This window comes from Lactobacillus sp. B4005 (assembly GCF_026536045.1).
Lineage (GTDB): Bacteria > Bacillota > Bacilli > Lactobacillales > Lactobacillaceae > Lactobacillus > Lactobacillus panisapium.
In genome coordinates this window covers 361145-385074 of sequence record NZ_JAFNOZ010000002.1, presented here as the reverse complement: position 1 = coordinate 385074, position 23930 = coordinate 361145, and the positions used below count along the sequence as shown (strand labels likewise).

Annotated in this window: 26 protein-coding genes; 23 read left to right on the top strand and 3 right to left on the bottom strand. The window is 38.3% G+C overall.

Features of this window, described 5'->3' with window-relative positions; translation table 11 throughout:
• Window positions 1-116 precede the first annotated feature (116 nt).
• On the bottom strand, window positions 117-773 hold the full coding sequence (locus tag J3U73_RS06285; RefSeq protein WP_267409880.1) for a hypothetical protein: 657 nt from the start codon (window positions 771-773) through the stop codon (window positions 117-119).
• A 64-nt stretch (window positions 774-837) separates the two neighbouring features.
• On the opposite strand from J3U73_RS06285, the gene yaaA reads away from it, so the two are divergent.
• The 11 genes from yaaA to J3U73_RS06230 all read left to right on the top strand — a co-directional run bounded on the left by yaaA (window position 838) and on the right by J3U73_RS06230 (window position 9077).
• Window positions 838-1605, top strand: coding sequence for a peroxide stress protein YaaA (yaaA, locus tag J3U73_RS06280; protein ID WP_267409879.1), 768 nt, complete (start codon window positions 838-840; stop codon window positions 1603-1605).
• A 49-nt stretch (window positions 1606-1654) separates the two neighbouring features.
• A complete protein-coding gene (locus J3U73_RS06275) occupies window positions 1655-2257 on the top strand; it encodes a histidine phosphatase family protein (protein WP_103752855.1) in 603 nt (200 codons plus the stop codon).
• Between the two features lie 160 nt (window positions 2258-2417).
• Window positions 2418-2939: a TetR/AcrR family transcriptional regulator gene (locus tag J3U73_RS06270; RefSeq protein ID WP_267409878.1), complete on the top strand. Its 522-nt coding sequence runs from the start codon at window positions 2418-2420 to the stop codon at window positions 2937-2939.
• Window positions 2939-4000 (top strand): FtsX-like permease family protein, encoded by a 1062-nt coding sequence (locus J3U73_RS06265; protein WP_220269058.1) that lies wholly within the window; start codon window positions 2939-2941, stop codon window positions 3998-4000. The genes J3U73_RS06270 and J3U73_RS06265 overlap by 1 nt, the downstream gene beginning before the upstream one ends.
• A 1-nt stretch (window position 4001) precedes the next feature.
• Window positions 4002-4676, top strand: coding sequence for an ABC transporter ATP-binding protein (locus tag J3U73_RS06260; RefSeq protein ID WP_267409875.1), 675 nt, complete (start codon window positions 4002-4004; stop codon window positions 4674-4676).
• A 480-nt stretch (window positions 4677-5156) separates the two neighbouring features.
• Window positions 5157-5372, top strand: coding sequence for a hypothetical protein (locus tag J3U73_RS06255; protein ID WP_220269661.1), 216 nt, complete (start codon window positions 5157-5159; stop codon window positions 5370-5372).
• 84 nt (window positions 5373-5456) lie between these two features.
• The gene (locus J3U73_RS06250; RefSeq protein WP_220269060.1) at window positions 5457-6068 is read left to right on the top strand and encodes a TetR/AcrR family transcriptional regulator; all 612 of its coding nucleotides are present in this window, start codon (window positions 5457-5459) and stop codon (window positions 6066-6068) included.
• Window positions 6069-6157: 89 nt separating this feature from the next.
• A complete protein-coding gene (locus tag J3U73_RS06245) occupies window positions 6158-6697 on the top strand; it encodes an NADPH-dependent FMN reductase (RefSeq protein WP_220269061.1) in 540 nt (179 codons plus the stop codon).
• Between the two features lie 11 nt (window positions 6698-6708).
• Window positions 6709-7257 (top strand): NADPH-dependent FMN reductase, encoded by a 549-nt coding sequence (locus tag J3U73_RS06240; protein WP_103752862.1) that lies wholly within the window; start codon window positions 6709-6711, stop codon window positions 7255-7257.
• Window positions 7258-7341: 84 nt separating this feature from the next.
• Window positions 7342-8133 (top strand): tyrosine-protein phosphatase, encoded by a 792-nt coding sequence (locus J3U73_RS06235; protein WP_267392511.1) that lies wholly within the window; start codon window positions 7342-7344, stop codon window positions 8131-8133.
• A gap of 14 nt (window positions 8134-8147) precedes the next feature.
• Window positions 8148-9077, top strand: coding sequence for an FAD:protein FMN transferase (locus tag J3U73_RS06230; RefSeq protein WP_103752864.1), 930 nt, complete (start codon window positions 8148-8150; stop codon window positions 9075-9077).
• 88 nt (window positions 9078-9165) lie between these two features.
• On the opposite strand, the gene J3U73_RS06225 is transcribed toward J3U73_RS06230, so the two are convergent.
• Together J3U73_RS06225 and J3U73_RS06220 are read right to left on the bottom strand one after the other, a co-directional pair.
• Entirely contained in the window at window positions 9166-10170 is a 1005-nt protein-coding gene (locus J3U73_RS06225) for a C39 family peptidase (protein WP_267409873.1), read from the bottom strand.
• A 199-nt stretch (window positions 10171-10369) separates the two neighbouring features.
• Window positions 10370-10906 carry a CvpA family protein gene (locus tag J3U73_RS06220; RefSeq protein ID WP_267409872.1) on the bottom strand — a complete coding sequence of 179 codons (537 nt, stop codon included), beginning with the start codon at window positions 10904-10906 and terminating at the stop codon, window positions 10370-10372.
• 157 nt (window positions 10907-11063) lie between these two features.
• Here J3U73_RS06220 and rsmG point away from each other — a divergent pair, with 157 nt between their 5' ends.
• The 12 genes from rsmG to J3U73_RS06160 all read left to right on the top strand — a co-directional run bounded on the left by rsmG (window position 11064) and on the right by J3U73_RS06160 (window position 23928).
• Window positions 11064-11786, top strand: a complete 723-nt coding sequence (rsmG, locus tag J3U73_RS06215; RefSeq protein ID WP_267392510.1) for a 16S rRNA (guanine(527)-N(7))-methyltransferase RsmG — start codon at window positions 11064-11066, stop codon at window positions 11784-11786.
• 16 nt (window positions 11787-11802) lie between these two features.
• Window positions 11803-12645, top strand: a complete 843-nt coding sequence (gene noc / locus J3U73_RS06210; RefSeq protein ID WP_267409871.1) for a nucleoid occlusion protein — start codon at window positions 11803-11805, stop codon at window positions 12643-12645.
• 16 nt (window positions 12646-12661) lie between these two features.
• A complete protein-coding gene (locus tag J3U73_RS06205) occupies window positions 12662-13441 on the top strand; it encodes a ParA family protein (protein ID WP_267410007.1) in 780 nt (259 codons plus the stop codon).
• A complete protein-coding gene (locus J3U73_RS06200) occupies window positions 13419-14306 on the top strand; it encodes a ParB/RepB/Spo0J family partition protein (protein WP_267392508.1) in 888 nt (295 codons plus the stop codon). Before J3U73_RS06205 ends, J3U73_RS06200 begins: the two co-directional genes overlap by 23 nt.
• Window positions 14299-14574: a DUF951 domain-containing protein gene (locus tag J3U73_RS06195; protein WP_220269068.1), complete on the top strand. Its 276-nt coding sequence runs from the start codon at window positions 14299-14301 to the stop codon at window positions 14572-14574. The genes J3U73_RS06200 and J3U73_RS06195 overlap by 8 nt, the downstream gene beginning before the upstream one ends.
• A 23-nt stretch (window positions 14575-14597) precedes the next feature.
• Window positions 14598-15698 carry a redox-regulated ATPase YchF gene (ychF, locus tag J3U73_RS06190; RefSeq protein WP_103752870.1) on the top strand — a complete coding sequence of 367 codons (1101 nt, stop codon included), beginning with the start codon at window positions 14598-14600 and terminating at the stop codon, window positions 15696-15698.
• A gap of 9 nt (window positions 15699-15707) precedes the next feature.
• Window positions 15708-16490 carry a DUF1129 family protein gene (locus tag J3U73_RS06185; protein WP_220269070.1) on the top strand — a complete coding sequence of 261 codons (783 nt, stop codon included), beginning with the start codon at window positions 15708-15710 and terminating at the stop codon, window positions 16488-16490.
• 137 nt (window positions 16491-16627) lie between these two features.
• Window positions 16628-18352: an ABC transporter ATP-binding protein gene (locus J3U73_RS06180; protein WP_220269071.1), complete on the top strand. Its 1725-nt coding sequence runs from the start codon at window positions 16628-16630 to the stop codon at window positions 18350-18352.
• A gap of 42 nt (window positions 18353-18394) precedes the next feature.
• The gene (locus J3U73_RS06175) at window positions 18395-20224 is read left to right on the top strand and encodes an ABC transporter ATP-binding protein (protein ID WP_220269663.1); all 1830 of its coding nucleotides are present in this window, start codon (window positions 18395-18397) and stop codon (window positions 20222-20224) included.
• A gap of 323 nt (window positions 20225-20547) precedes the next feature.
• Window positions 20548-22074, top strand: coding sequence for an ABC transporter permease/substrate-binding protein (locus J3U73_RS06170; RefSeq protein WP_267409869.1), 1527 nt, complete (start codon window positions 20548-20550; stop codon window positions 22072-22074).
• A 2-nt stretch (window positions 22075-22076) separates the two neighbouring features.
• Window positions 22077-23057 carry an ABC transporter ATP-binding protein gene (locus J3U73_RS06165; protein WP_267409868.1) on the top strand — a complete coding sequence of 327 codons (981 nt, stop codon included), beginning with the start codon at window positions 22077-22079 and terminating at the stop codon, window positions 23055-23057.
• Between the two features lie 184 nt (window positions 23058-23241).
• Window positions 23242-23928 carry a response regulator transcription factor gene (locus J3U73_RS06160; protein WP_103752875.1) on the top strand — a complete coding sequence of 229 codons (687 nt, stop codon included), beginning with the start codon at window positions 23242-23244 and terminating at the stop codon, window positions 23926-23928.
• Window positions 23929-23930 lie beyond the last annotated feature (2 nt).

Here is a 23930-nt window from a genome sequence, read left to right as displayed (position 1 = left end):
AAAGAGTCTGGGAAAAACTATTCTTCTGGGCTATCAAAAAAACGTTGAACTTGCATGTTCAACGTTTTTTCTACTTTTATGTTCAAAGAGCTAGTTTTTTCTCAGTCTTTTTCTATTTAGAATTTAGTTTCTTTGATATCGTCTTCTGGGCGATGTTCTTGAATACGAATAATTTGCCAAGGCAAATTGCTGCTAGTAATTTCTGTTAGGTCAATGGTCAACGCGTTATCTTGGAACGTGAATGCGGGTTCACACCGATTTTCAATCATTTCAACGCGGTTAGGCGCCACTGTTAGACCAGACACAATCACTTGTTTTGGCAAAGGCTTGTTGACAAAAACGTATTTTTGATAATGTAAATGACGATTTTGGAGAACAAAGCCCGAATCTGCGGTAAGATTGCATGGCTGGCTATCATTAAACGCGTGGCCAAAAATATGCATCCAGTTATTAACCGTGGTGAGTGCCTCTTTTGTTGCAGAACTAATTGCATTTTTTTCAGCAACCTCGACATTAATAAAAGAGCTTTGCCCAATTTTGCGGTTAGCAACAAGTTTGTCGATGACATCGTCACTTGTCGCGTCAATGCCGTCACGACCATCAACGAGTGCAACCGTGTACTTCGCACAAGCAAGTTTAAATTCATCCTGCAGCTGATTAGTAGCAACTGCCCGTGCACCGATATCGCGCGCTGTTTTAACTAAAAAATCGGCGTCTACATCTTTCGTGCTTTTTAGTTTAAAATTTAAGATGATTGCAAAATCAGGATTCATTAATTCTCTCTCCTCAAAACATATTACTAAATAAGTTTAACCCAAAAGGTGGTAAATACGAAAGATGAAAATTATTATCTCACCAGCAATGAAGATGAAAGTCGACCGTGATTCATTTCCGGCTCGCTCACACCCCCAGTTTCTTAAGCAGACAAAAGAACTGGCGGCTTTTTTGCAGCAATGCAGTTTTACGCAGTTACAAGCAATCTGGCAGTCAAGCGAGCGGACGACTAAAGAAGGACAAGAGCAAATCAAGCAGCTTAACCTAGCTAAAACGGACAACTTAACCCCAGCAATTATTTCTTATTCTGGAATTCAGTATCAGTATATGGCACCTGACTTGTTTTCAGCGCAAGCACTTGATTATGTCCAAGAAAATGTGCGCATCTTATCTGGCTTATACGGTGTTTTGCGACCATTTGACGGTGTTTGGCCTTACCGCTTAGAAATGAAGAACAAGGCGACAGGTTTTACCGAACCAAATTTGTACCACTATTGGGGTGAAAAACTAGCAGATAATCTTTTTGGTGAGGATCATATTTTGATTAATTTAGCCTCTAAGGAATATTCCAAAAATATTGCGCCTTATGTAACAAAAACGCGGCGAATAATTACTATCGACTTTCAAGAATTCGTCAAGGGTAAGTGGAAAACCGTTGGGGTTCATGCCAAGATGGCCCGAGGAGAAATGGTTCGTTTTGCTGCAGAACACCAATTAACTAAGCCAGAGGAATTACAGAAATTTAATGATTTTGGTTTTCAATATATTGCCCAAGAAAGCACCACAGATAATTATGTCTTTCGAACTGAGTTTGATTTCAAACGGCGATAGTAAATTACTTATTGGGATAGCATAGACAACGTAAGAAATGAGGTTAATCATGGAAATAGTTTTTGTACGTCACGGCCAGACCGACTTAAATAAAACGAGAAAAATTCAGGGAGCACTTTTTGATCATGATCTTGATCATGAAGGACGCGTATACGCCGAAAAGGCGGCCGCTAATTTTGATCCTTCAAGCTTCGATCTTGTTTTTTCTAGTCCGATGAAAAGGGCAGTCACAACGGCAAAAATTTTTACTAAAGGCCAAAAAGAAATCAGATTAGATAAAAGATTAATGGAGTTTAATTTTGGTGAATGGGATGGCCAATATTTAACTGAATTGGGTAAAAAATATCCCGATGCTATTGACCCATGGGGTAAAGCAGCCGCTAATTATGTTAAATATGCACCAAGTGGCGAAACTTTTGCTGAATTAAACGAGCGCTGTGGTGATTTTTTAGCTGATTTACACCAAAATTACCCGGATAAAAAGATTCTGGTTGTGTGCCATGGTACTTTGATCAGAATGATGTTCGCTCATTGCTTTACTGATGGTGATATTAATGCCTTTGAAACAATGGCTAACTGCGCTCTAGCCAAGATTTCAGTACGTGAGAATATTTTCCGGACTAATTATTATAATCGCGTATTAGTTCTATAATTCAGCTAAAAGCCGCAAAGTCGCGGCTTTTTTATTTGCTTATGGCAATAATTAGGCTGCAAGTTTTTGCAAAAGTTCATTTACTTGACGATTAGGTTTAGTAAATGTATTCTGTTATCAAAGTGACACGGTGTCACTTTGGCGAAAAAGAGGTGTGCTCATGGTTAAGACTACTTTTATTAATTTACCGCAAGAGAAAAAGGAGCGGATTGAGCAGGCGCTCCTTCATGAATTCAGCAATCATTCGCTTCCCAAGGCACAGGTTGCGCGAATTGTGAAGGAAGCAGACATTGCTCGTGGTGCTTTTTACAAATATTTTGCTGATTTAACTGATGCTTACCAATACATCTACCAGCGTGCGTTAAAGCAGATTCATGCTGAGATTAAGCTTTCAGAGCAGTACGATCCGCAAATGTTTTATCAAAGCGTTGTTACTTTTCTTGAGCAAACTTTGTGCAGTAAGTATGCCAAAATGGTTAAAATGCATGTGTTGTATAACGAAAGCTTAGTTAAGCAGCCATTCGCAAGCGAGAAATTAGTAAAACTTAGCGCGCAAAAATGGAGTGCAATGATGCTTAGCCATGCAGCAATTAGGGAAATTTTGGCAAACCCTACTTTAAAAAGTGCCATCCTTGCCCAGCTGCAAGCGGGCTTGTTACTGTTAAAAAAGGAGACTAAATAGTGTTTTTAGCAATTAAAGAAATCAAAAGGGAAAAATTGCGTTATGGCCTAATCATTTTGATGATTTTTCTAATCAGCTACTTGATTTTTGTTCTATCGTCCCTTGCTCTCGGCTTAGCAAGCGAGAACACACAGGCAATTGAATCATGGAATGCTAAGCAAGTAGTGCTAAATAAAAATGCTAATGTAAGCATGAGCCAATCTGTTTTAAATAAGGATGACTTAAAAAAGGCTAAGATTGGAAAAGACGAGGCGTTACTTGGGCAAACGCCCGTGGTGGTAAAAAGCAAACAGCGAAGCCAAGTTTCTGCTCAGTTCATTGGCGTTAAGAAAAGCCAGTTCATTTACCATGATCAGGAATTAATTGCTGGAAGAAAAGCGCGCAAAGCTCATGAAGTAGTTGTTGATCAGGCTTTTAAAGTTAAGGGCTACAAAATTGGCGATCAATTAGAACTCAACGGAATGAAGCAAAAGTATAAGATTGTGGGCTTTGTTCAAAACGCCAAGATTAACATTGCTCCGATTATCTATGGAACACTCGCCAGTTGGAAAACCTTACGGCAGGGAATGCCAAATATGCGTGCTTCAGCAATTATTTCCCGCAATGCCAACTACCGCTATAACGATGGCAATAGCAAGACATATCCGATCAAACAATTTATTAATAAATTGCCAGGGTATACAGCACAAAATATGACTTTTCAATTAATGATTGGATTTTTGTTTATTATTTCACTAATTATTATTGCGGTCTTTTTATACATCTTAACTATGCAAAAAATGCATAATTTTGCTGTTATGCGCGCACAAGGAATTCCTAGTGGAACCTTGGTTTGGTCAACGGTTAGTCAGGCTATTATTCTCGTGGGAATCGGAGTAATTATCGGCTTGCTAGCAATGCTGTTAACGGCTAAAGTTTTACCAGCGGCAGTTCCAATGAGTTTTACGCCAACTATTATGCTCAGCGGCACTTTAGGCATGCTTTTAACAGGCATTATTGGCAGTTTAATTCCAATTAGATCAATCTTAAAAGTAGATCCAGCAAAAGCAATAGGTGAATAAGATGACAGTCATTGAATTACAAAATGTCCAAAAGATTTACGGCAAGGGCGCTGCACAAGTTCAGGCCCTAAAAGATATTAATTTCAAGGCCAATGAAGGTGAAGTTGTTTTGATCATGGGACCTTCTGGGGCTGGGAAAAGTACTTTTCTAACTATTGCAGGTTCACTGCAAAAGCCAACAACTGGCAAGGTTTTTATTAGTGGCAAGGATATTGCTAATATTACGACTAAGCAGAGTAACTCTTTGCGCTTAAACCAGATTGGCTTTGTTCTGCAAGCTTATAACTTGGTTCCTTTTTTGACCATTCAAGAACAGTTCGAACTGGTCGATCACGTTAAAAAGCAGGGCAACATTACAAAAGAAACGCTGCAGCAATTGCTTGATAAACTTGGGATTACCAGCCTAGTAAGTAAATATCCAGGTGAATTATCGGGTGGTCAGCAGCAGCGAGCAGCAATTGCCCGCGCACTGTATGCTAACCCGCAAATCTTACTAGCAGATGAACCAACGGCATCACTTGACAGCGCGAAAGTTGATGAAGTTGGGCAATTATTTAATGATTTGGCTAAAAGCTATCATAAGGCAGTAATCCTGGTTACCCATGACCCGCGTCTAGAAAAATATGCAGACCATATCTATGAGATGATGGATGGCGAAATGACAAAAAAACAGTAGTTCTTAAATTAGTTTATTGTTATAAATATTATGGTAAATTATTATTGGATACGTAATTTTTACAAAAAATAAAATTACGTATTTTTTATTTTTAATTAATTAAGTTTAAGGAATAGTATTGATTTTAATAACGCAAATAATTATTTATAGTTGGTATGAGTTACTATTTTAAATGTAAAAAGAACACATTGTTCTTGACAAAACTGTTTTAAATTTACTATTCTAATTAATAGATAGTTAATTGTTATTTTATAAAACCATATATTCATTAATTTTAGATAAACTAAAAAATCTAATTTACATTTAAAATAAATTAGTAATATCTAACAAAACTTGTTTTATCAAAAATAACAAAAATTATTTATGACTATAAATATGTTTATTGTATTGTAGTACCAATAGCTTAATAGCCGGTGCTTTTCAACCTATAGTGGTTGGATCTAAAATAGTACTTATTAATTTTATAATTGAGGTATCATGATGAAAGAAATACCAGAAGATAAAGAAATTGAAATATCAACGGATTATGAAAATCAAAGTATTAATATGCGTTTTTCTGATAATTTAACAGATGATCGCGAGCGGGGCTACATCTTGTCTGCTGCTTTTTTTTCCTTCTGTGCATCACAGGGATTGAGTAAAGATGAAATTACGGATATGGTTTCAACATATTATGATGAATTTTTAGATAATTAATAGTTACTGATTGCTAATATTGCTTTTTACAAATTGGATAATTGCAATTAGAAGAATACTGAAATTGACTAAGGAAGACCAATAATGGCGAGAAAAAAAGAAATTGGAAGAAGTAAAATCTTAAATATTGCCTATCGGATGGTTGTTAAAGATGGTATTGAAAGTCTCACTGCGCGTAATATTGCCAAAGCGGGTCATTTTTCAACGCAGCCTTTATATCTTGAGTTTAATAGCATGGACGAGCTACGGACAGAGGTTCTGCGTAAGATTGCGGAAAATTTGAAAAGCAATATCTTACAAAAACAATATACTGGTCAACCCATGATTGACATGGATTTATCATATATCGATTTTGCTAAAGAGCATGAAAATCTATTTCGGGCAATGTTTGTTGATGGGAAGTTCGGTAGTAAAATAATTTCTGATACCTTAATAGATCTCGGAGTTACAAAATTTAAGGAACAATTTAGGGATACGAAACATCCAGACAAGAAAATTATGAATATTGTTATTGCCAATTGGATTACCACAATCGGTATTGCTTCGTTGCTTGTCAACGGAATTGCTAACTTTTCACAAACGCAGATTATTAACGTTTTGTCTGCTCAAATTAATGATGCAATTTTAAATGATTGGTTAAGTGAGTCTAGCACGGTTTCTCTTTTTGAAACTGATGATAAGGACAATAAAAAATAAGCTTCTATTTACGAGAATCGTGTTTTAAGCTAGAAAAATATAGATATGATATAATTGCTAAAGAAATTAGTTTCTGAAAGGTGGTTTTTATGAAAATCCTTGCATTATCTGGCTCAAATGCCAATAATTCGTTTAATGAGGCATTGCTTAAATTCATTGCTAAGCAATTTGCTGACAAATATGACTTTAAACTAGCAACAGTTAAGGGATTGCCAATGTTTAAAGAGGGTGAAGACGCTCCTGAGTCTGTCCAAACCTTGAGTAAAGAAATTGAGGATGCTGATTTAGTATTGATCGGTTCTCCAGAACAACAACACTCAGTAACTAGTGCTTTAAGTAGTGCCTTAGAATGGCTTTCATGCACTTCTCACCCGTTTAAGGGCAAGCCAGTTGCAGTTGTTTCGACTTCACCAATGCCTCAGGGTGGTTCTCGTTCACAAAGTCGTTTAAAGAGTCTTTTAACTGCACCAGGTTTTAGTGCAAAAATCTTTAATGGCGATGAATTTATGATGGGAACTGCACCGAAGCAATTTGATGAAAATGGTGACTTAACTGATAAGTCTTCTGTTGAATTCTTAGGTCACTTCTTCGATGAAGTTGATGATTGGTACGCACAAGTTACTAAGTAGGAGGGCCAAGAATGAAAATTTTAGCAATTGTTGGTACAAATGCCGCTTTCTCATACAATCGCTTTTTAGCACAATTTATTGCAAAGCGTTACGGTGATAAGGCAGATATTGAAGTAAAAGAAATCGATAAATTGACACCTTTCTGCAGAACAGAAATGGCTGATGATTCAATTAAAGCTTGGATCGAAGATATTAAGAGTGCTGATGGCATCGTTATTACTACACCAGAATATGATCACACAATTCCAGCTGCATTAAAGAGTAGTCTTGAATGGTTGGGTTCACATGCTGGTCCTAACGTAATGAAGATGAAACCTGTTGCAGTGGCAGGTACTTCATACGGTAGCCAAGGTACTGGTCGTGCCCAAGAAGATATTCGTGAAATCTTACTTTCACCTGATATGAGTGCTAATGTTTTGCCAGGTAACGAAGTTTTAATTGGTCAGGCCCCAAGCAAGTTTGACAAGGAAACTGGTGAATTGACTGACGACGCAACCATCAAGCAACTAGATGGTATGATGGACAACTTCTTCAAGTTCGTTGAACAAGCTAATAAATAATCTTTTGCTAGTTTGACTAGCAGAGAGTAAAATAACCGGATAGGATTAACTATCCGGTTATTTTTGGTTAGAAGGGAAATTCTTATGTCTGATCCAGTAGTTTTACCAATCAAATCTGTGCGCAATCCACGTGATATCGGTGGGTATACGGGTCTTTTGGGACGTAAAGTAAAAAAGCACCGCTTACTGAGAACTGGTAATATGAGTAAGATTGTACCCAGTGACGAACAGTTTTTAGTGGACTACGGCTTAAAGCAGATTATTGATTTACGTTCACCGGCTGAATGCAAGCAAAACCCTGACCAAGCAATTGCTGGAGTAAAACATTATAGTTGCCCACTTTCAGTTGAAGACAATACTGGTGGAAACGGTCTTGATATGCAAAAGGAGTTCGCAGAATATCGACGTGATCAGTATGCGGGCTTTCGGATGATGTGTCGGCGTTATCATAATCATATTTTGACTGAAACTGCACAGCATAGTTTTCACCATATTATTGAACTAATTGCACAAGAAGATGATGGTGCAACGCTTTATCATTGTTCCGAAGGCAAGGATCGTACCGGCTTAGTTACCGTGATCTTGTTATACATTTTGGGCGTTGATCTGGAAGTAATCAGGCAGGACTACCTGTATTCAAATTATCTGCTAAATGATTACCGGGCAAGCCGTGATCGGCAATTTAAAAAGGCGGGTGAAAATGACCGCTTTCGCGCCAATATGCGTGTATTAGGTTCAGTTGCCAATGCCTTTTTTGACACTAGTTTAATTACTGTTAATGAAAATTATGGCAGTCTTGATTCTTATATTGTTAATGAACTTGCAATTGATCAGAATCTGCAAGAAACGATTAGAGAAAAGTATTTGGAGAAATAGGAAAAAACACACAAATGATTGAAAATTTAGCTTTAGAACAAGCAGTTGGACAGCATCACGCTTTAGGAACAGCGATTACTCTACAAATTTTTGGTACAACAGATGATACATTAATTAACGAGTCATTTGATTTAATTGATCACTACGAAGACCTGTTAACGGTAAACCGTGAGTATTCTGAAGTAATGGATATTAATCATGCTGCTGGTAAAAAGCCGGTTCAGGTCTCTAGTGCGGTTTATGATTTGGTTAAGCTAGCCGTAGAACAAAGTCGGGAAAACTTTGGCTTTAACGCCCTAATTGGTCCATTAGTCAAACTTTGGGCGATTGGCTTTAAAGGCGCGCATGTACCAACTGATGAACAGATTAAAGCCAAAATGAAGTTAACGGATCCTTTCAGTGTTGACTTAGATGATGAAAATCAGACTGTTTTTCTACAAAAAGAAGGTATGGAACTTGACCTAGGCGGAATTGCCAAAGGCTGGATTGCCGATCGGATTCGTGATTTTTGGCGTGCTTATGGCGTACGCGCAGGAATTATTAATCTTGGTGGCAATATTTTACTAGTAGGCGATTCGCCTAAGCGAGCTAGTGGTCAATGGACTGTTGGTATTCAAGATCCTAAAAAGCCACGAGGTAAAAATATTTCTTCAGTCATGGTTTCCGCATGTTCTGCTGTTACTAGCGGGACTTATGAACGTTATTTAATTGTTGATGGTCATAAATACCATCACTTGATTGATCCACGAACTGGCTATCCAGTCGAAACGGATCTGGCCGGCGTGACAACATTTACTAAAAATTCGGTGCAAGCTGAAATTGAATGCAAGCGACTCTTTTTTGCGGGTCATCCAATTGCAAATTGGCATGATGATCCTGACCGCATTGGTGCAATTTTCGTTTATAACGATGAGCATGTTGAGTATGATAATTTTGAGCAATAAAAAGCGCTGATCCGTTTGTGACAAGCAGTAATTAAAAAAGCCGTAGCTAACTAGTAAGATTTAGCTACGACTTTTTTTGTTGTTCAATTTATTTAATTGTAATTGCTTTATGACAAAACTCTTGTTGAATTGTCGCTTTCTTTAGCCAAGCTTTTGCGCCATGGTCATAGTTCATGTTCTTACCGCCAGTGCCAGCACCGTCATTGGCAGAATAATACAGAGGATCGTAGACAAGAAACTTCCCTTTGCGGTAGCCGACAATTACCTTGCAGTGATTGCGGTGATTATCCCCAGGTTTTTGGTAAGAAGAAAAGCCGTAATACAAGACAGGGCTGCCATCTTGAACATACATCTTGATATCGTTTAGGCTCAACTTTTTGCTTGAAATGTTGACTACCTTTTTTCCGGTCTTAAAAGTTCGTGCATATTTTGCTAGCGCGCCCGGGCTGATTACATACCCAAAGCCAACACCAGTATAAACATTACCTTTTTGGCCACCTTTAGTGGGTTGCATTGGCAGATGATTTTGAACTTTAGTTAAAAAGCTGGCAGTGATTTTTTGTCCTTGCGAGCCTAAAAGCATTGCCATTGAAGCGCCCGCACACCCCCAAGGCGTTTTTACCGGAACATATTGGCTAACATATGGAACCTTAACAACTTTGGCTTGATTGGGTTTAGCGACAGCATTTTTGTTAATATAACCAAATGCTTTTTTTCCTTTTTGATTGAGCCAATAATAGTGGTGTCCGTTATGAGTGAATGTTTTGTTAACATTAAAGGTTTGATGAAAATACTTTGAGCTAGACTTTTTATTAGTGAAGTTACCCTGGTAAATGCCGTAATTCTTTTTGACAATTGCGACTTTAAAAGTTTTAACTTTTTTAGTCTGTGAATCTGCAAGATTAGTTTCATTAATCGCGTTATTTGTACCGGGCTGCTTGGCCACACCAATAGCAGGTTTAGCATCTTGTTTTGCTGGCGGATTTATTACGGCGCTGACAGTTGTCGTTAAATTATTGCAATAAATTGGTGTCGTCAGTATAGCGGCAGCAGAAATCGTCATGACTTTTTTTAAAATATTTTTTGATTCCACTTTATCCTCCGCATAATCCGCATAAATAATTACTTAATTTTTTGTCCAAAAATAGTTTACTACAACAATTAATAAAATAGCTAATTAAATTTTTAAAGTATATATGATTTGTTAACAGCCAACTTTAGTAAACTAAACGCGATAAAAAAGCCCGAATCTGGTCAGATTCAGGCTTCGTAAATAGCGTTTCAAAGTTTGCTTATGCTGCTGTTCGACTAATACTAAAGATGTAGTTAAACATTCCGTTAGACAGACCTGGTGTACTGTAAATGATGAACCGTAAAAACGGTGAATCTAAGGTCTGCTGGATAAACCATTGATTTTGCAGAGCATTGAGCATTGATAAGATAATGTAAACAAAGAAATAACTGGCAAAAAAGGAAACAATTGCGCCTAATACGCTGTCTAGCAGTGAGCCAAAACTAGTTGAATGGGGATTTTTACTTGGAAACCAACTTTTGAAAACTTTAGTAACCATTTTACCGATAAAAAGAATGACGAAAAAGGCTAAAAAGCGAAAAATCATTAAATTAGCGCTGGGAGTCAGTGTAGTTTGAATGTTTTGACCGGTAATTTGACCATAAAGCCAATTACCGACGGGATTTTGAAATAAAATTGCCACAATAAAGACGATTGCCGCAAATATTAAATTAATAATTAATTTGGTAAAACCTGTATGATAGCCCTTATATGCTTTCCAGGCTAAGTAGGCTAAAACAATTAAAGTAATAATCATGTTTATCTCCTTTGACGATATTATAGCTTATTTTGTTCATTTAGACTTTGACGACTGTCGAAAAATATTTCATAATTATAGAGATGTAATAGCTTTACAATAAGCCATTTTTAGCGTTAAATTTATAGGGTGTGAAACAAGGTTTCACGGGTGAAAAATGAATCCTGAACAATTTGTCCAAGAATTATCAAAGCGTAATTTTAAATTAAATGAAAAACAAATCAACCAATTTAACCAATATTTTACCAGCTTAATTGCGGCTAATCAGAAGGTCAATCTTACTCGGATAACTGAAGAAGATGATGTTTACCTAAAACATTTTTTTGATAGTCTTACGCCGTTATTTACTTTTTCTGAAGTCTTTAAGCCAGGTGATACGGTCTGTGATGTCGGTGCGGGCGCGGGTTTTCCGTCGATTCCGCTCAAGATTTTGCAACCAGAATTAAAGGTAACAATCGTTGATTCACTGGGGAAAAGGTTAACTTTTTTACAGGACTTAATTGAAAAATTGCAATTGCAAGATGTGACACTTGTTCATGGGCGTGCTGAGGATGTTGGTCAAAACAAACTTTATCGCGAACAATTCGATATTGTGACGGCTAGGGCAGTGGCTAATATGGCAGTTTTAAGCGAATATTGCCTGCCGCTAGTTAAAAAAAGTGGCTACTTTGTTGCACTTAAGGGGCCAAAAGCGGAAAAAGAACTGCAAGATGGCCAAAAGGCAATTAGTCTCTTAGGGGGCAATGTAATCCAGACCGAGGAACTCCAACTGCCAACTAGCAGTGAGGAACGGACACTGATTCTGGTCCAAAAGGTGAAAGCAACACCTAAAAAGTATCCACGGCAAGCGGGCACACCGCATCGTAAACCAATTCAATAAATAGGGGGACTCTTATATGTCATTATTTTCTTCTTTACGACATCGTGATGAAATTCCTAAAGATAAACAAATTCAAGATATTGAATTAACTAAAATCATTCCGAATTCTTATCAACCAAGGCGCGAGTTTTCCGATGAATCGATTCGTGAACTAGCTTCAACGTTAGACAAAGAAGGCTTGCTTCAACCAATTGTTGTTCGTGAACAAGGCGATAAATACGAAATTATTGCCGGTGAACGACGCTATCGGGCGGCGAAGCACTTAGGCTGGGATAAAATTCCAGCAATTGTTAACAATATGGATGAAGCACAAGCAGCTTCACTTGCGTTAATTGAGAACTTGCAGCGCGAAGATTTAAATCCAATTGACGAAGCGCAAGCATATAATAATTTAATGAAGTTAAATAACTTAACGCAGACTGCACTAGCACAAAATATTGGTAAGTCGCAGTCATATATTGCCAACAAAATGCGGTTATTAAAATTATCACCAAAAGTGCAAAGTTACCTTGCTAGCGGAGAAATTTCTCCTCGTCATGGCCGTTGTTTAGTTGGTTTAACGCAAAAAGATCAAGGTCGTGTGCTTGATGAAATTTTAGCAAATAACCTCAATGTCAGCGATACAGAAAAAATCGTTAAAGACGTTGACGGCTACTTTGAAGATAAGAAAACGCATGAACAGGATAAAGCGGAAAAGACCAAGCGTGCCGTTAACCGGATTCCTAAGGATTTAAAGGTACAGATCAACACGATTAAGCGTGCCGTTAAATTAGCCAAAGAATCAGGCATCAAGGTTAAGGTTAAAGAAAATAATAATCCTGATGATTATATGATCACGATTGAATTGAAGAGAAAGTAGGTTGAGCATGGAAAATATGGTAAGTGTAATTTCGGTTGCTAACCAAAAAGGCGGCGTTGGTAAGACAACGACAACGATTAATTTGGCGGCTTCGATTGCTGAACGTGGCTATCACGTTTTAATTGTTGATATTGATCCCCAAGGTAATGCTACTTCAGGCTTAGGAATTGAAAAGTCGGAAATCGATCAAGATATCTATAGTGTTTTGATTAATGATGTTCCTTTAAAAGACACGATTTTCCACACATCAACTGAAAAACTGGATTTAGTGCCTGCAACAATTAATTTATCTGGTGCAGAAACTGAATTAATCAGCATGATGGCCCGTGAAACTCGGCTTAAGGCAGCTCTTGACGCGGTTAGTGAAAACTATGATTTTATCTTTATTGATTGTCCGCCATCTTTAGGACAGCTTTCAATTAATGCTTTTACAGCCTCCAACTCAATCTTGATTCCGGTGCAAAGTGAATACTATGCTATGGAAGGTTTGAGTCAGCTGCTGAATACTATTCGCTTAGTTCAAAAGCACTTTAATAAAGATCTTGGCGTTGAAGGCGTATTGATGACTATGCTTGATGCACGGACAAATTTGGGTGCGGAAGTTGTTAAAGAAGTGAAGTCTTACTTTACTAACAAAGTGTATAAAACAATTATTCCACGAATCACTAAGTTAGCTGAAGCTCCAAGCTACGGCGAAGCAATTACAGAATATGCCCCTAACTCGCGGGGTGCCAAGGTATACGATGATTTAGCTAAGGAGGTGTTAAAGAATCATGGAAAGAGACTCAAGAAGTAAAGAGACTAGAAGAAAAGGCGGCCTTGGGCGCGGAATTGAAGCTTTATTTGAAGATGAACCACAGATTGAAGAAACCGAGGAGGAAATTCAAGATATCGACCTGAGTGCTATTCGCCCGAATCCTTACCAGCCACGGAAAAACTTTGATGATAAGACACTAAAGGAATTATCAGATTCAATTAAAGAAAATGGCGTTTTTCAGCCAATTATCGTGCGCAAATCGGTTAATGGCTACGAAATTATTGCTGGTGAACGGCGTTTCCGCGCTTCAAAGATGGCTAAGAAAAAGACCGTGCCCGCAATTGTTCGTGACTTTACTGAAAGTCAGATGATGGAAGTTGCTGTCTTAGAAAACTTGCAACGTGAAGATTTAACACCGCTGGAAGAAGCTCAGGCATACGAAATGCTGCAAAAGAACTTGGGCTTAACTCAAGAAGAGGTTTCTAAAAGAATGGGTAAATCGCGACCGTACATCGCTAATTATCTCCGGTTACTAACTTTACCTAATAAAACTAAGCACCTCTTGCAACGCGGTGAACTGTCAATGGGACAGGCGCGGACATTATTGGGGCTTAAGAACAAAGATAAAATTGATGAAGTAGCAAAGCAGGTCGTTAAAGAAGGGATGCCGGTTCGCAAGGTTGAAGCCCTAGTTGCTAACCTGAACGCGAAAAAGCATCGCAAGAAGACAGTCCAAAAGTCAGCCTTTATTCGTGAAAGTGAACATCAGTTGGCAGATAAGCTAGGTTCAAACGTTAATATTTCTGAAAGTAAGAAGGGAAGCGGTCGCTTGTCGATTGGCTTCTCATCGGTCGATGAATTAAACCGCATTTTAGATATTTTAGGTGTCGATCTTGATGAATAAGGAAATCACTTATAATTTAGCGGATACGGTTTTAATGAAAAAGCCACATGCATGCAAAACCAATGATTGGGAAATTTTGCGCTTAGGTGCTGATATTCGGCTAAAATGTATGGGGTGCGGACATATCGTCATGATGCCGCGAGCAAAATTTACGCATAACCTAAAGAAAGTTTTGCATAAGGCAAATGATCCGGTAAATACGAAAAAAGAACTATATGTGCTTAAAGAAGATATTGCTTTACCAGGTTTAAATCAAGATAATAACTAGTTTTAAAAAAGAAGAGGATAAGAATGTCATTAACTGCAGGTATTGTTGGCTTGCCAAATGTAGGTAAGTCTACTTTGTTTAACGCGATTACTAAAGCTGGCGCTGAAATGGCCAATTACCCGTTTGCTACAATTGAACCAAACGTGGGAATGGTTGAAGTACCAGATAAGCGTCTTGCCCGGATTCAAGAATTAATTCCGGCCAAGAAAATCGTCCATACCACTTTTGAATTTACCGATATTGCTGGCTTAGTTAAGGGGGCCTCTAAGGGTGAAGGCCTTGGTAACAAGTTTTTGGAAAATATTCGGCAAACTGACGCAATTATTCACGTGGTACGTGCTTTTGAAGACGATAATATTACCTCAGTAACCGGTAAAGTTGATCCTGAAGAAGATATCAATACTATTAATTTGGAACTGGCAATCGCTGACCTTGATGCTGTTAATCGCCGCATTGATAAGGTAAAGAAAATTGCCCAGCAAAATGATAAAGAAGCAAAAGCTGAATACAATGTTTTAGAAAAAATCAAGCCGGTCCTAGAAGAAGGCAAGGCCGTTCGGTCAATTGATTTTACTGAAGATGAACAAAAGATTGTTAAGGGGCTGTTTTTATTAACGGCTAAGCCGGTCATTTATGTTGCTAATATTGCGGAAGAATCAATGGCTGATCCCGAAAGTGATCAGTACTTCCAGATTGTCAAAAAGCATGCTGAAAGTGAAAAGGCTGAGTGCCTTGGCATTTCTGCAGCAACCGAAGAAGAGATTGCTGGTCTTGATGACGATGAAAAAGCTGAATTTTTAGAAGCTGAAGGCGTTACTGAGTCAGGTCTTGACCGCTTAATTAGGGCAGCTTATCATATTCTAGGTCTCAGAACATTTTTTACGGCTGGCGGTCCGGAAACACGTGCTTGGACATTCCATGAAGGGATGAAAGCCCCACAAGTAGCTGGTGTTATTCACTCGGATTTTGAACGTGGATTCATTCGGGCTGAAGTTGTTTCCTATGATGACTTAGATAAATATGAAACAATGCAAAAAGTTAAAGAAGCTGGTAGATTACGTCTTGAAGGTAAAGACTACGAAGTTCAAGATGGTGACATTATTGAATTTAGATTTAATGTTTAGGAAGAAATAATGGCAGAAAAAAATAACGAAGAACAGTCAAAGATTGATAATTCTAAGCAAGAAAAGCTGAAGGAAAAAGTTGCAAGCCAAAACATGGAGGACGAAGTTAAGCAAACAGAGCCCGCACAATTGCGTGAGCAGCTTAGCAATAAAAACTCTGATTATGTTTACCGTTTGCAAAAAGAACTGGAAGCTCAAGGGTCAATGAGTGAAGAAGATGCAGTTAAACATGTAGACGGTCTTCTGTCTGACTTGGTAATAGCTCAACGTCATGGGCAACCGGCCAGTACGTTTTATGGCATGTCACCTAAGTTAAAGGCTGCCGACATGTTAAAGCCTAAGGTAAAAACTGCGGCTGATATTCCATTTTGGCAATATGCTGTTGATAGCGCTCTGTTATATATTGCCTTATTTGTCGGTCTTTTTGGTGTGATTGCTTTATTTACACCTAACTCAAAGAACAACTCACAAATGGGAATCTTAACTTTGGTCATTGTTGGTGCCGGCATGGGCATTTTTATGACGAAATATAATGACTGGGTTTTACCTGCAGGTGGTAAAAATAGGAAGATACCATGGTCAAAATTGATTTTGGGTATGTGTGCAATTGTACTAATTTTAATTGTTCTTATTTACCTATTGTCAATTCCAGCTCTGCGTGCGATTAATCCTGTCTTACCCGGTTTTGCTGATATCATTATTGCTGCCGCTACTTATGGTGTTCGTTGGTTGTTTAGACGCCATTACCAAATTATTGGTTCCGTTTTTAATCCGGCTTCAAAAAATAAATAAAGTGCTATTTAATATAAAAAGCGCTATACTAAGTTAACTATATGTTTTTAGGGATAAATAGATTTTAAAATCTATTTATCCTTTTAAAATTTAGGCACATATGAAAGTCATTTCACATAGATAGAAAGAGGTATTTGATGATTAACACACTGCGTAAATCAATTAGGCAGTATAAGAAACAATCCTTATTGTCGCCACTCTTTGTTACTGGTGAAGTTATCATTGAAATGTTAATTCCATATCTGGTTGGAATTTTAATTGATAACGGCATCATGAAAGGTAATATGCCTTATATTACTAGAGCTGGACTTTTACTACTGATAATCACAATCGTTTCGCTTGTTTTAGGTGCCGGAGCCAGCTACTTTTCTGCACATGCGGCAGCTGGTTTTGCAGCTAATTTGCGTAAGGACATGTTTTATCATGTTCAAGATTTTTCTTTTGAAAATATTGATAAATTCTCAAGTTCAAGTCTTGTTACTAGAATGACGACTGACGTTAACAATGTTCAAATGTCATACCAAATGCTAATCAGAATTGCGGTCAGAGCACCAATGATGCTGATAGTTTCAATAATTATGTCTTTGATCATTAGTCCACGTTTGTCACTAATCTTTGTTGTTATTGCACCAATCTTTGTCATTTTAATGGCCCTGATTATTAAGAGTGCCAACCCATATTTTCCTAAAATCTTTCGGGGATATGACCGAATGAACCAGGTCGTGCGCGAAAATATTCGGGGAATTCGCGAAGTTAAGACTTACGTTCAAGAAGAGCCGCAAACCGTAGAGTTTAAAAAATCTTCCGGTTTTATTTATAAGCTTTTCTCAACGGCACAAAAGATTATGTCACTCAACGCGATGGTGGTCATGGCCGTATTGAATATTTCCAATTTGGCTATTTGCTGGTTCGGTGCTAAAGAAATTGTTGGCGGCAGTTTGCAAGCCGGTCAATTAATTTCAATGTTTTCTTATTCAAATTCAGTTTTGAACAGTTTAAACATTTTGGCCATGATTTTTACTCAGCTGGTTGTTTCTGCGGCAAGTGGCCGGAGAATTGCTGACGTAATTAATGAAAAGCCATCAATTGAGAATCCGCGTAAACCATTAAAACATGTTACTAATGGTGAGGTTATCTTTGACCACGTTAATTTTAAGTACAATCCGGATGATAAAAACCTTGCTTTGAACAATATCAATTTGAATATTAAGCCGGGTGAAACACTTGGAATTATTGGTAAAACGGGTTCATCTAAGTCGACGTTAGTAGCAATGATTCCGCGACTATACGACACTGATTCTGGTGCCGTCCGCGTTTCAGGTCATAACGTTAAGTCATATGATTTAAAGACTTTGCGTGATAATGTTGCCGTTGTTTTGCAAAACAATGTTTTATTTTCCGGTACGATCAAGGATAACTTGAAGTGGGGAAATGAACATGCAACAGATGAACAAATTCTAACTGCTGCCAAGATTGCACACGCCGATGACTTTATTCGTGAAATGCCTGATAAATACGACACAATGGTTGAGCAAGGCGGAAACAATGTTTCTGGTGGTCAGAAACAAAGAATTACGATTGCTCGTGCCTTACTAAAGAACCCAAAGATTTTGATTCTGGACGATTCAACTTCTGCGGTTGATACGCATACTGAACGGGAAATTCGTGAGTCTTTGGCAAAAGACATGCCGGAAACGACCAAAATTATCATTTCACAGAGAATTGTTTCAATTAAGGATGCTGACCGAATTGTTGTCATGGATGATGGTAAGATTCAGGATATTGGCACACATGACGAGTTAATGGAGCGTAATGATCTCTACAGCTCAATTGCCAAATTCCAAGAAGAGCAAAAGAAGTAGGTGATAAATTTGGATAAAGCAGCAGAAAATAAAAAAACAAGTATGAAGGGTCAGCGGACCACAACCTTGTACCGCTTGCTCAAATTAATTGCGAATACTAGCCCTTGGATGTTAATTACGTCAATCATTGCTATTGTATTGACGGCCGGTGCCAATGTTATTGGTTCGCTTTTTATCGAGCGTTTAATTAACGTTTATATCATTCCGTTGACTAAGCAAGCTCATCCTAATTTTGGCCCACTTTGGCAGGCAATTACAGTAATGTTTGGCTTTTATGCTATCGGCTTTATATCAAACTACCTGTTTGCAATGCTGATGGCCGTTTTGGCACAAAAAGTACAATATCGCGTTCGTAACGAAATGTTCGAACATATGGAAAAATTGCCGATTTCTTATTTTGATGAGAATGATTATGGGGATATCATGAGTCACTACACTAATGATATTGATACCCTGATGCAGATGATTTCGCAGTCAATTCCACAATTTATGAACTCGATGCTCAACATTGTGTTTGTTTTAGCAGCGATGTTTAGTTTGAGCTGGCAGCTGACTATTTTTACCTTGATTATCTTTGCATTGTCAATTGGAATTGTGCGCTTTTTAACTACGCGTTCATCACACTACTTCCAAATGCAGCAAAAAGAATTGGGTCAAGTCAACGGTTACAACGAAGAAATGCTTAATGGGCTAAAGGTAATTAAGGTCTTTAGTCATGAGCCTGAAGTTGAAAAGGATTTTAACGTTTATAACAAGGCCTTAGAAGATGCAGCAGGGAAAGCTAATACTTACGCTACTGTCTTATTCCCAATTATGGGAAATGTTGGTAACTTGCTTTACGTCTTAATCGCCGTTTTGGGTGGTGCTGTTGCGCTTAACCATATTGCTCCCTTGTCTTTGGGGGTAATTGGTGCCTTCCTGCAGCTATCTAAGCAGTTTGCTATGCCGATTGCGCAGATCTCGCAACAATTAAACTCAATTGTTATGGCGTTAGCTGGTGCAAAAAGAATTTTCGACTTGGAAGATGAACCGGTTGAAATTGATGACGGCGATGTCACCATTTCGAAAAATAACGATGTCAAGGGTTCATGGTACTGGAATGTCCCGCAAAAAGATGGTTCAGTCAAGAAGGTTACCGTTAAAGGTCACATTGTTTTTGACAAGGTAAACTTTGGGTACTCACCTAATAAGCAGATTTTGTACAACATCTCGCTTGACGCCAAACCAGGCATGAAAGTTGCTCTAGTTGGTGAAACTGGTGCAGGTAAGACCACTATCTCCAACATGCTTAACCGTTTTTATGAAATTGGTTCAGGAACAATTACCTATGATGGCATTCCAATTAAACGGATCAAAAAAGATGACTTGCGACGGTCACTATCGATTGTTCTGCAGGAAACGCACATGTTTACCGGAACTATTATGGACAATATCCGCTTCGGTAACATGGAAGCTAGCGATGATGACGTCTACCAGGCAGCACACCTTTCACACGCTGATGAGTTTATTCATAATTTAGATGAGGGATATAAGACTGTGATTGATGGTAGTGGTGGCGATTTATCCCAAGGACAAATGCAGCTATTAAGTATTGCAAGGGCAATGATTGCTGATGAACCGGTTATGATTTTGGATGAGGCAACTTCAAGCATTGATACTCAAACGGAGAAGTTGGTTCAAGCCGGAATGGATAACCTGTTAGCAGGGCGGACAAGTTTTGTCATTGCGCACCGTTTATCGACAATTGTTAACTCAGACTTAATTTTAGTTCTTGACCACGGTCATATTATTGAGGCTGGTAACCACGAAGAGCTTCTCAAGGAGAAGGGTTACTACTACGAACTCTACACTGGCAAGAAAGAAATTGAATAAAATAAATTAATAAGAATCCTAATATCTGCAATAATTTGTCAAAGATATTAGGATTTTTTGTTTGCTGATTTTTAAAAATAATTGCTGATATCAGTACACTTAAAGCTTACGCGAGCAAGGTTAAAGAAGCTTAAGGCTAACAAAGTAAAATTAACTTTCTACTAAAAAATATCTAATCAGAGCACATTTTTAGATGAAAACATCAGTTTGTGTTATTGTAATAAAAGAATAAATTTACGTTAACGTGTTATTGCGGTTAAAGTGCTACCTAGCAATGATTTAGCCGTTAACTAGTGCAGTGCTGAGTAAAAAGGAAATTATCAATGAACCAAATTATACAAATCCTCAATGATCGCCGGGGAGATTTATGGGTTGCCCTGTTGCAGCACTTACAAATATCGTTAGTATCATTGTTATTAGCAATGTTGATAGCAATGCCGCTTGCCTTTTGGGCAACTAAGCATAAAAAGGCGGCTGAATTTTTATTACAGTTAACCAGTATCTTACAAACAATTCCGTCCTTAGCCCTTTTAGGTCTTTTGATTCCGTTAGTTGGGATTGGCACGGTTCCGGCAGTGATTGCCTTAGTTGTTTATGCCCTGTTGCCAATTTTTCAAAATACTTATGTTGGACTAACCGGCATTGATCCCGCGCTTGAAGAAGCTGCCAATGCTTTTGGGATGTCTAGACTGCAAAAACTGACCAAGGTTGAATTGCCGCTTGCGATGCCAACAATTATTTCGGGAATTCGGACTGCGCTAGTTTTAATCATCGGGACAGCAACGATGGCTGCGTTAATTGGTGCAGGTGGATTAGGAAGTTTTATCTTACTAGGAATTGATCGCAATAACACTGCCTTAATCATTATCGGTGCTGTTTGTTCCGGCCTATTGGCAATCACTTTAAGTGCGCTAATCAAGTGGCTTGAACATGCCTCAATTAGAACCACCCTTGGTGTTTTCGGCGTCTGCCTGCTTTTTTTGGTCGGTTCAGGTGTTTATCAAACAATCAATAGCCAGACGGAAACGGTGACGATTGCCGGTAAATTAGGTGCAGAACCAGAAATCTTAATTAATATGTACAAAGAATTGATTGAAGACGGTGATAAGCACGTCAAAGTAACCCTTAAGCCCAATTTTGGGAAGACAACTTTTTTGTTTAGTGCACTTAAAAATGACAAAATTGATATTTATCCGGAATTTACCGGAACAGTACTGGAAACTTTAGCCAAAAAGCCGGTCACGACGACTAATTTAACCGAAAAGCAAACTTATCAGCAAGCGCGTGCAATTCTTGCTAAGCAAGATAACCTTACTTTGCTTAAGCCAATGGCCTACGATAATACTTATGCGCTCGCGGTTAAAGCCAGTTTTATGAAAAAACACCAGCTAAAGACAATCAGTGATTTAGCAAACATTCAGAACCAGTTAAAGGGTGGAATGACCATGGAATTTATTGATCGTGGTGATGGCTTTAAGGGTATTAAAAAGCTTTACCAGATTAATTTCCCGGTTAAATCGATGGAACCGGCACTGCGCTACCAGGCAATTGAGCAGGGAAAAGTTAATATTGTTGACGCATATTCCACTGATAGTGAACTGCGGCAATATCACTTAAATATTTTAAAAGATGATAAGCATAACTTCCCAATCTATCAGGGGGCACCACTCATGCGGTCTGATTTTGCTAAACGGCACCCACAGATTGTAGCCAGTTTGAACAAACTGGCAGGCAGAATTACGGAAAAAGAAATGCAGGAAATGAATTATGAAGTGAACGTCAAAAATGCGGATCCAAGCCAAGTAGCCCATAAATATCTAGTGCGACATCATTTAATTAAGGAGAACTAGCCATGACAACAGCAATTAAATTTGAACATGTAAAAAAAGCCTTTGCTGATCAAGTGGTAGTTAATGATTTCAATTTAGACATTCAGCAAGGCGAGCTATTTGTTCTGGTAGGTAATTCCGGTAGTGGCAAAACGACTTCAATTAAAATGATTAACCGGTTGGAGGACCCTAGTTCCGGTAGGGTACTAGTTAATGATCAGCCCACCACTGATTATAATGTTCAAAGATTGCGGTGGAACATTGGTTACGTGCTGCAGCAAATTGCCCTTTTTCCTAATATGACTGTTGCTGAGAATATTGCTTTAATTCCTGAAATCAAGGGCGAAGTGAAGGGTAAAGAACAAGAGCAACGCGAAAAGGTACGCAATTTATTAAAGCAAGTCAACCTCGATCCAGATAACTACTATGATCGCTATCCGCGAGAACTATCTGGTGGTGAGCAGCAACGGATTGGAATCTTACGGGCAATTGCTTTTAAGCCGCCAATTGTGTTAATGGATGAGCCCTTTAGTGCCCTTGATCCATTGTCGCGGACTAATCTCCAAGATCTTGTTATTAAGCTTCACCGGGAGCTGCATAATACCATTGTTTTTGTTACACATGATATGAGTGAAGCACTTAAACTGGCTGACCGAATTGGTGTTATGAAAGATGGCAATTTATTGCAAGTTGCTGAGCCGCAAGAGATTCTGCGTCATCCTGCTAACCAGTTTGTCCGCGAATTCTTCCAGGGAAGTCTTGGCAAAGATTTATACGAAACGCCTGTGCGTCAAGCAATCCTGTTTAATGCACTTAAAGAGGAGCAAGGAGATAGTACTAAAGCGGCGCCTGTAATTAGTGTTGATGATAAATTAGCTAACTTATTAGCTCTTTTAAGCGACCATCCAGCAATTGCTGTTCAAAATTCGAATCATGAAGTACTGGGCTATATTGACCGGCAATGGATTATCAGGTATTTGAGTGGAATAAATGATTTTAACTAGCTAAGTTGGACCAGGTTGTCCAACTTTTTTAATAAAAAGATAAGTTATGCTTGAATATTAGGTGATTATCAGATAATTGGCTAAAATAGATGGCAAAGAGTCTGCTACACTATAGTTAGCAAAAATAAAACGAAAAAAATTTAGATAAATCTAACAAAAAAAATTAAAGAAGGGAATATGCCCGATGAAAATTTTAGTAGTTGATGACGATAAAGAAATCGTTGAATTATTAAGTATTTACCTTAAAAATGAAGGTTATACCCCTGTTGTAGCTTATAGCGGCAAAGAAGCCATTACTAAGCTCACTACTACTCCTGACATTGCTCTAATGATTTTGGACGTAATGATGCCTAGCATGAGTGGAATTGATGTAATTAAGGAAGTTCGGAAAGACTCGGATATTCCGATTATTATCGTTTCCGCTAAGACCGGCGACATGGATAAAATCCAGGGACTAATTACTGGTGCCGATGACTATGTTTCCAAACCATTTAATCCGTTAGAGGTAATGGCCCGTGTACGTTCACTGTTACGTCGAAGTCAAAAGCAGGTTAAAGATGATGAACCTGATGTTCTTGAAATTGGACCGCTCATTATTAACCGTGATTCACATGAGGTGAAAACGATTGACGGTAAGGATATTCAGTTGACGGCACTGGAATTTGGAATTTTATATTTACTTGCCAGTCACCCTAACCGGGTATTTTCAGCCGATGAAATATTTGAACGTGTTTGGCAGCAAGAATCCATTGTTTCTGCCAAAACGGTCATGGTTCACGTTTCGCACTTGCGTGACAAGATTCAAAAAGCAACTGGTGGCGAAGATGTAATCCAAACTGTTTGGGGCGTAGGCTATAAGGTTGAGGCTTAGCT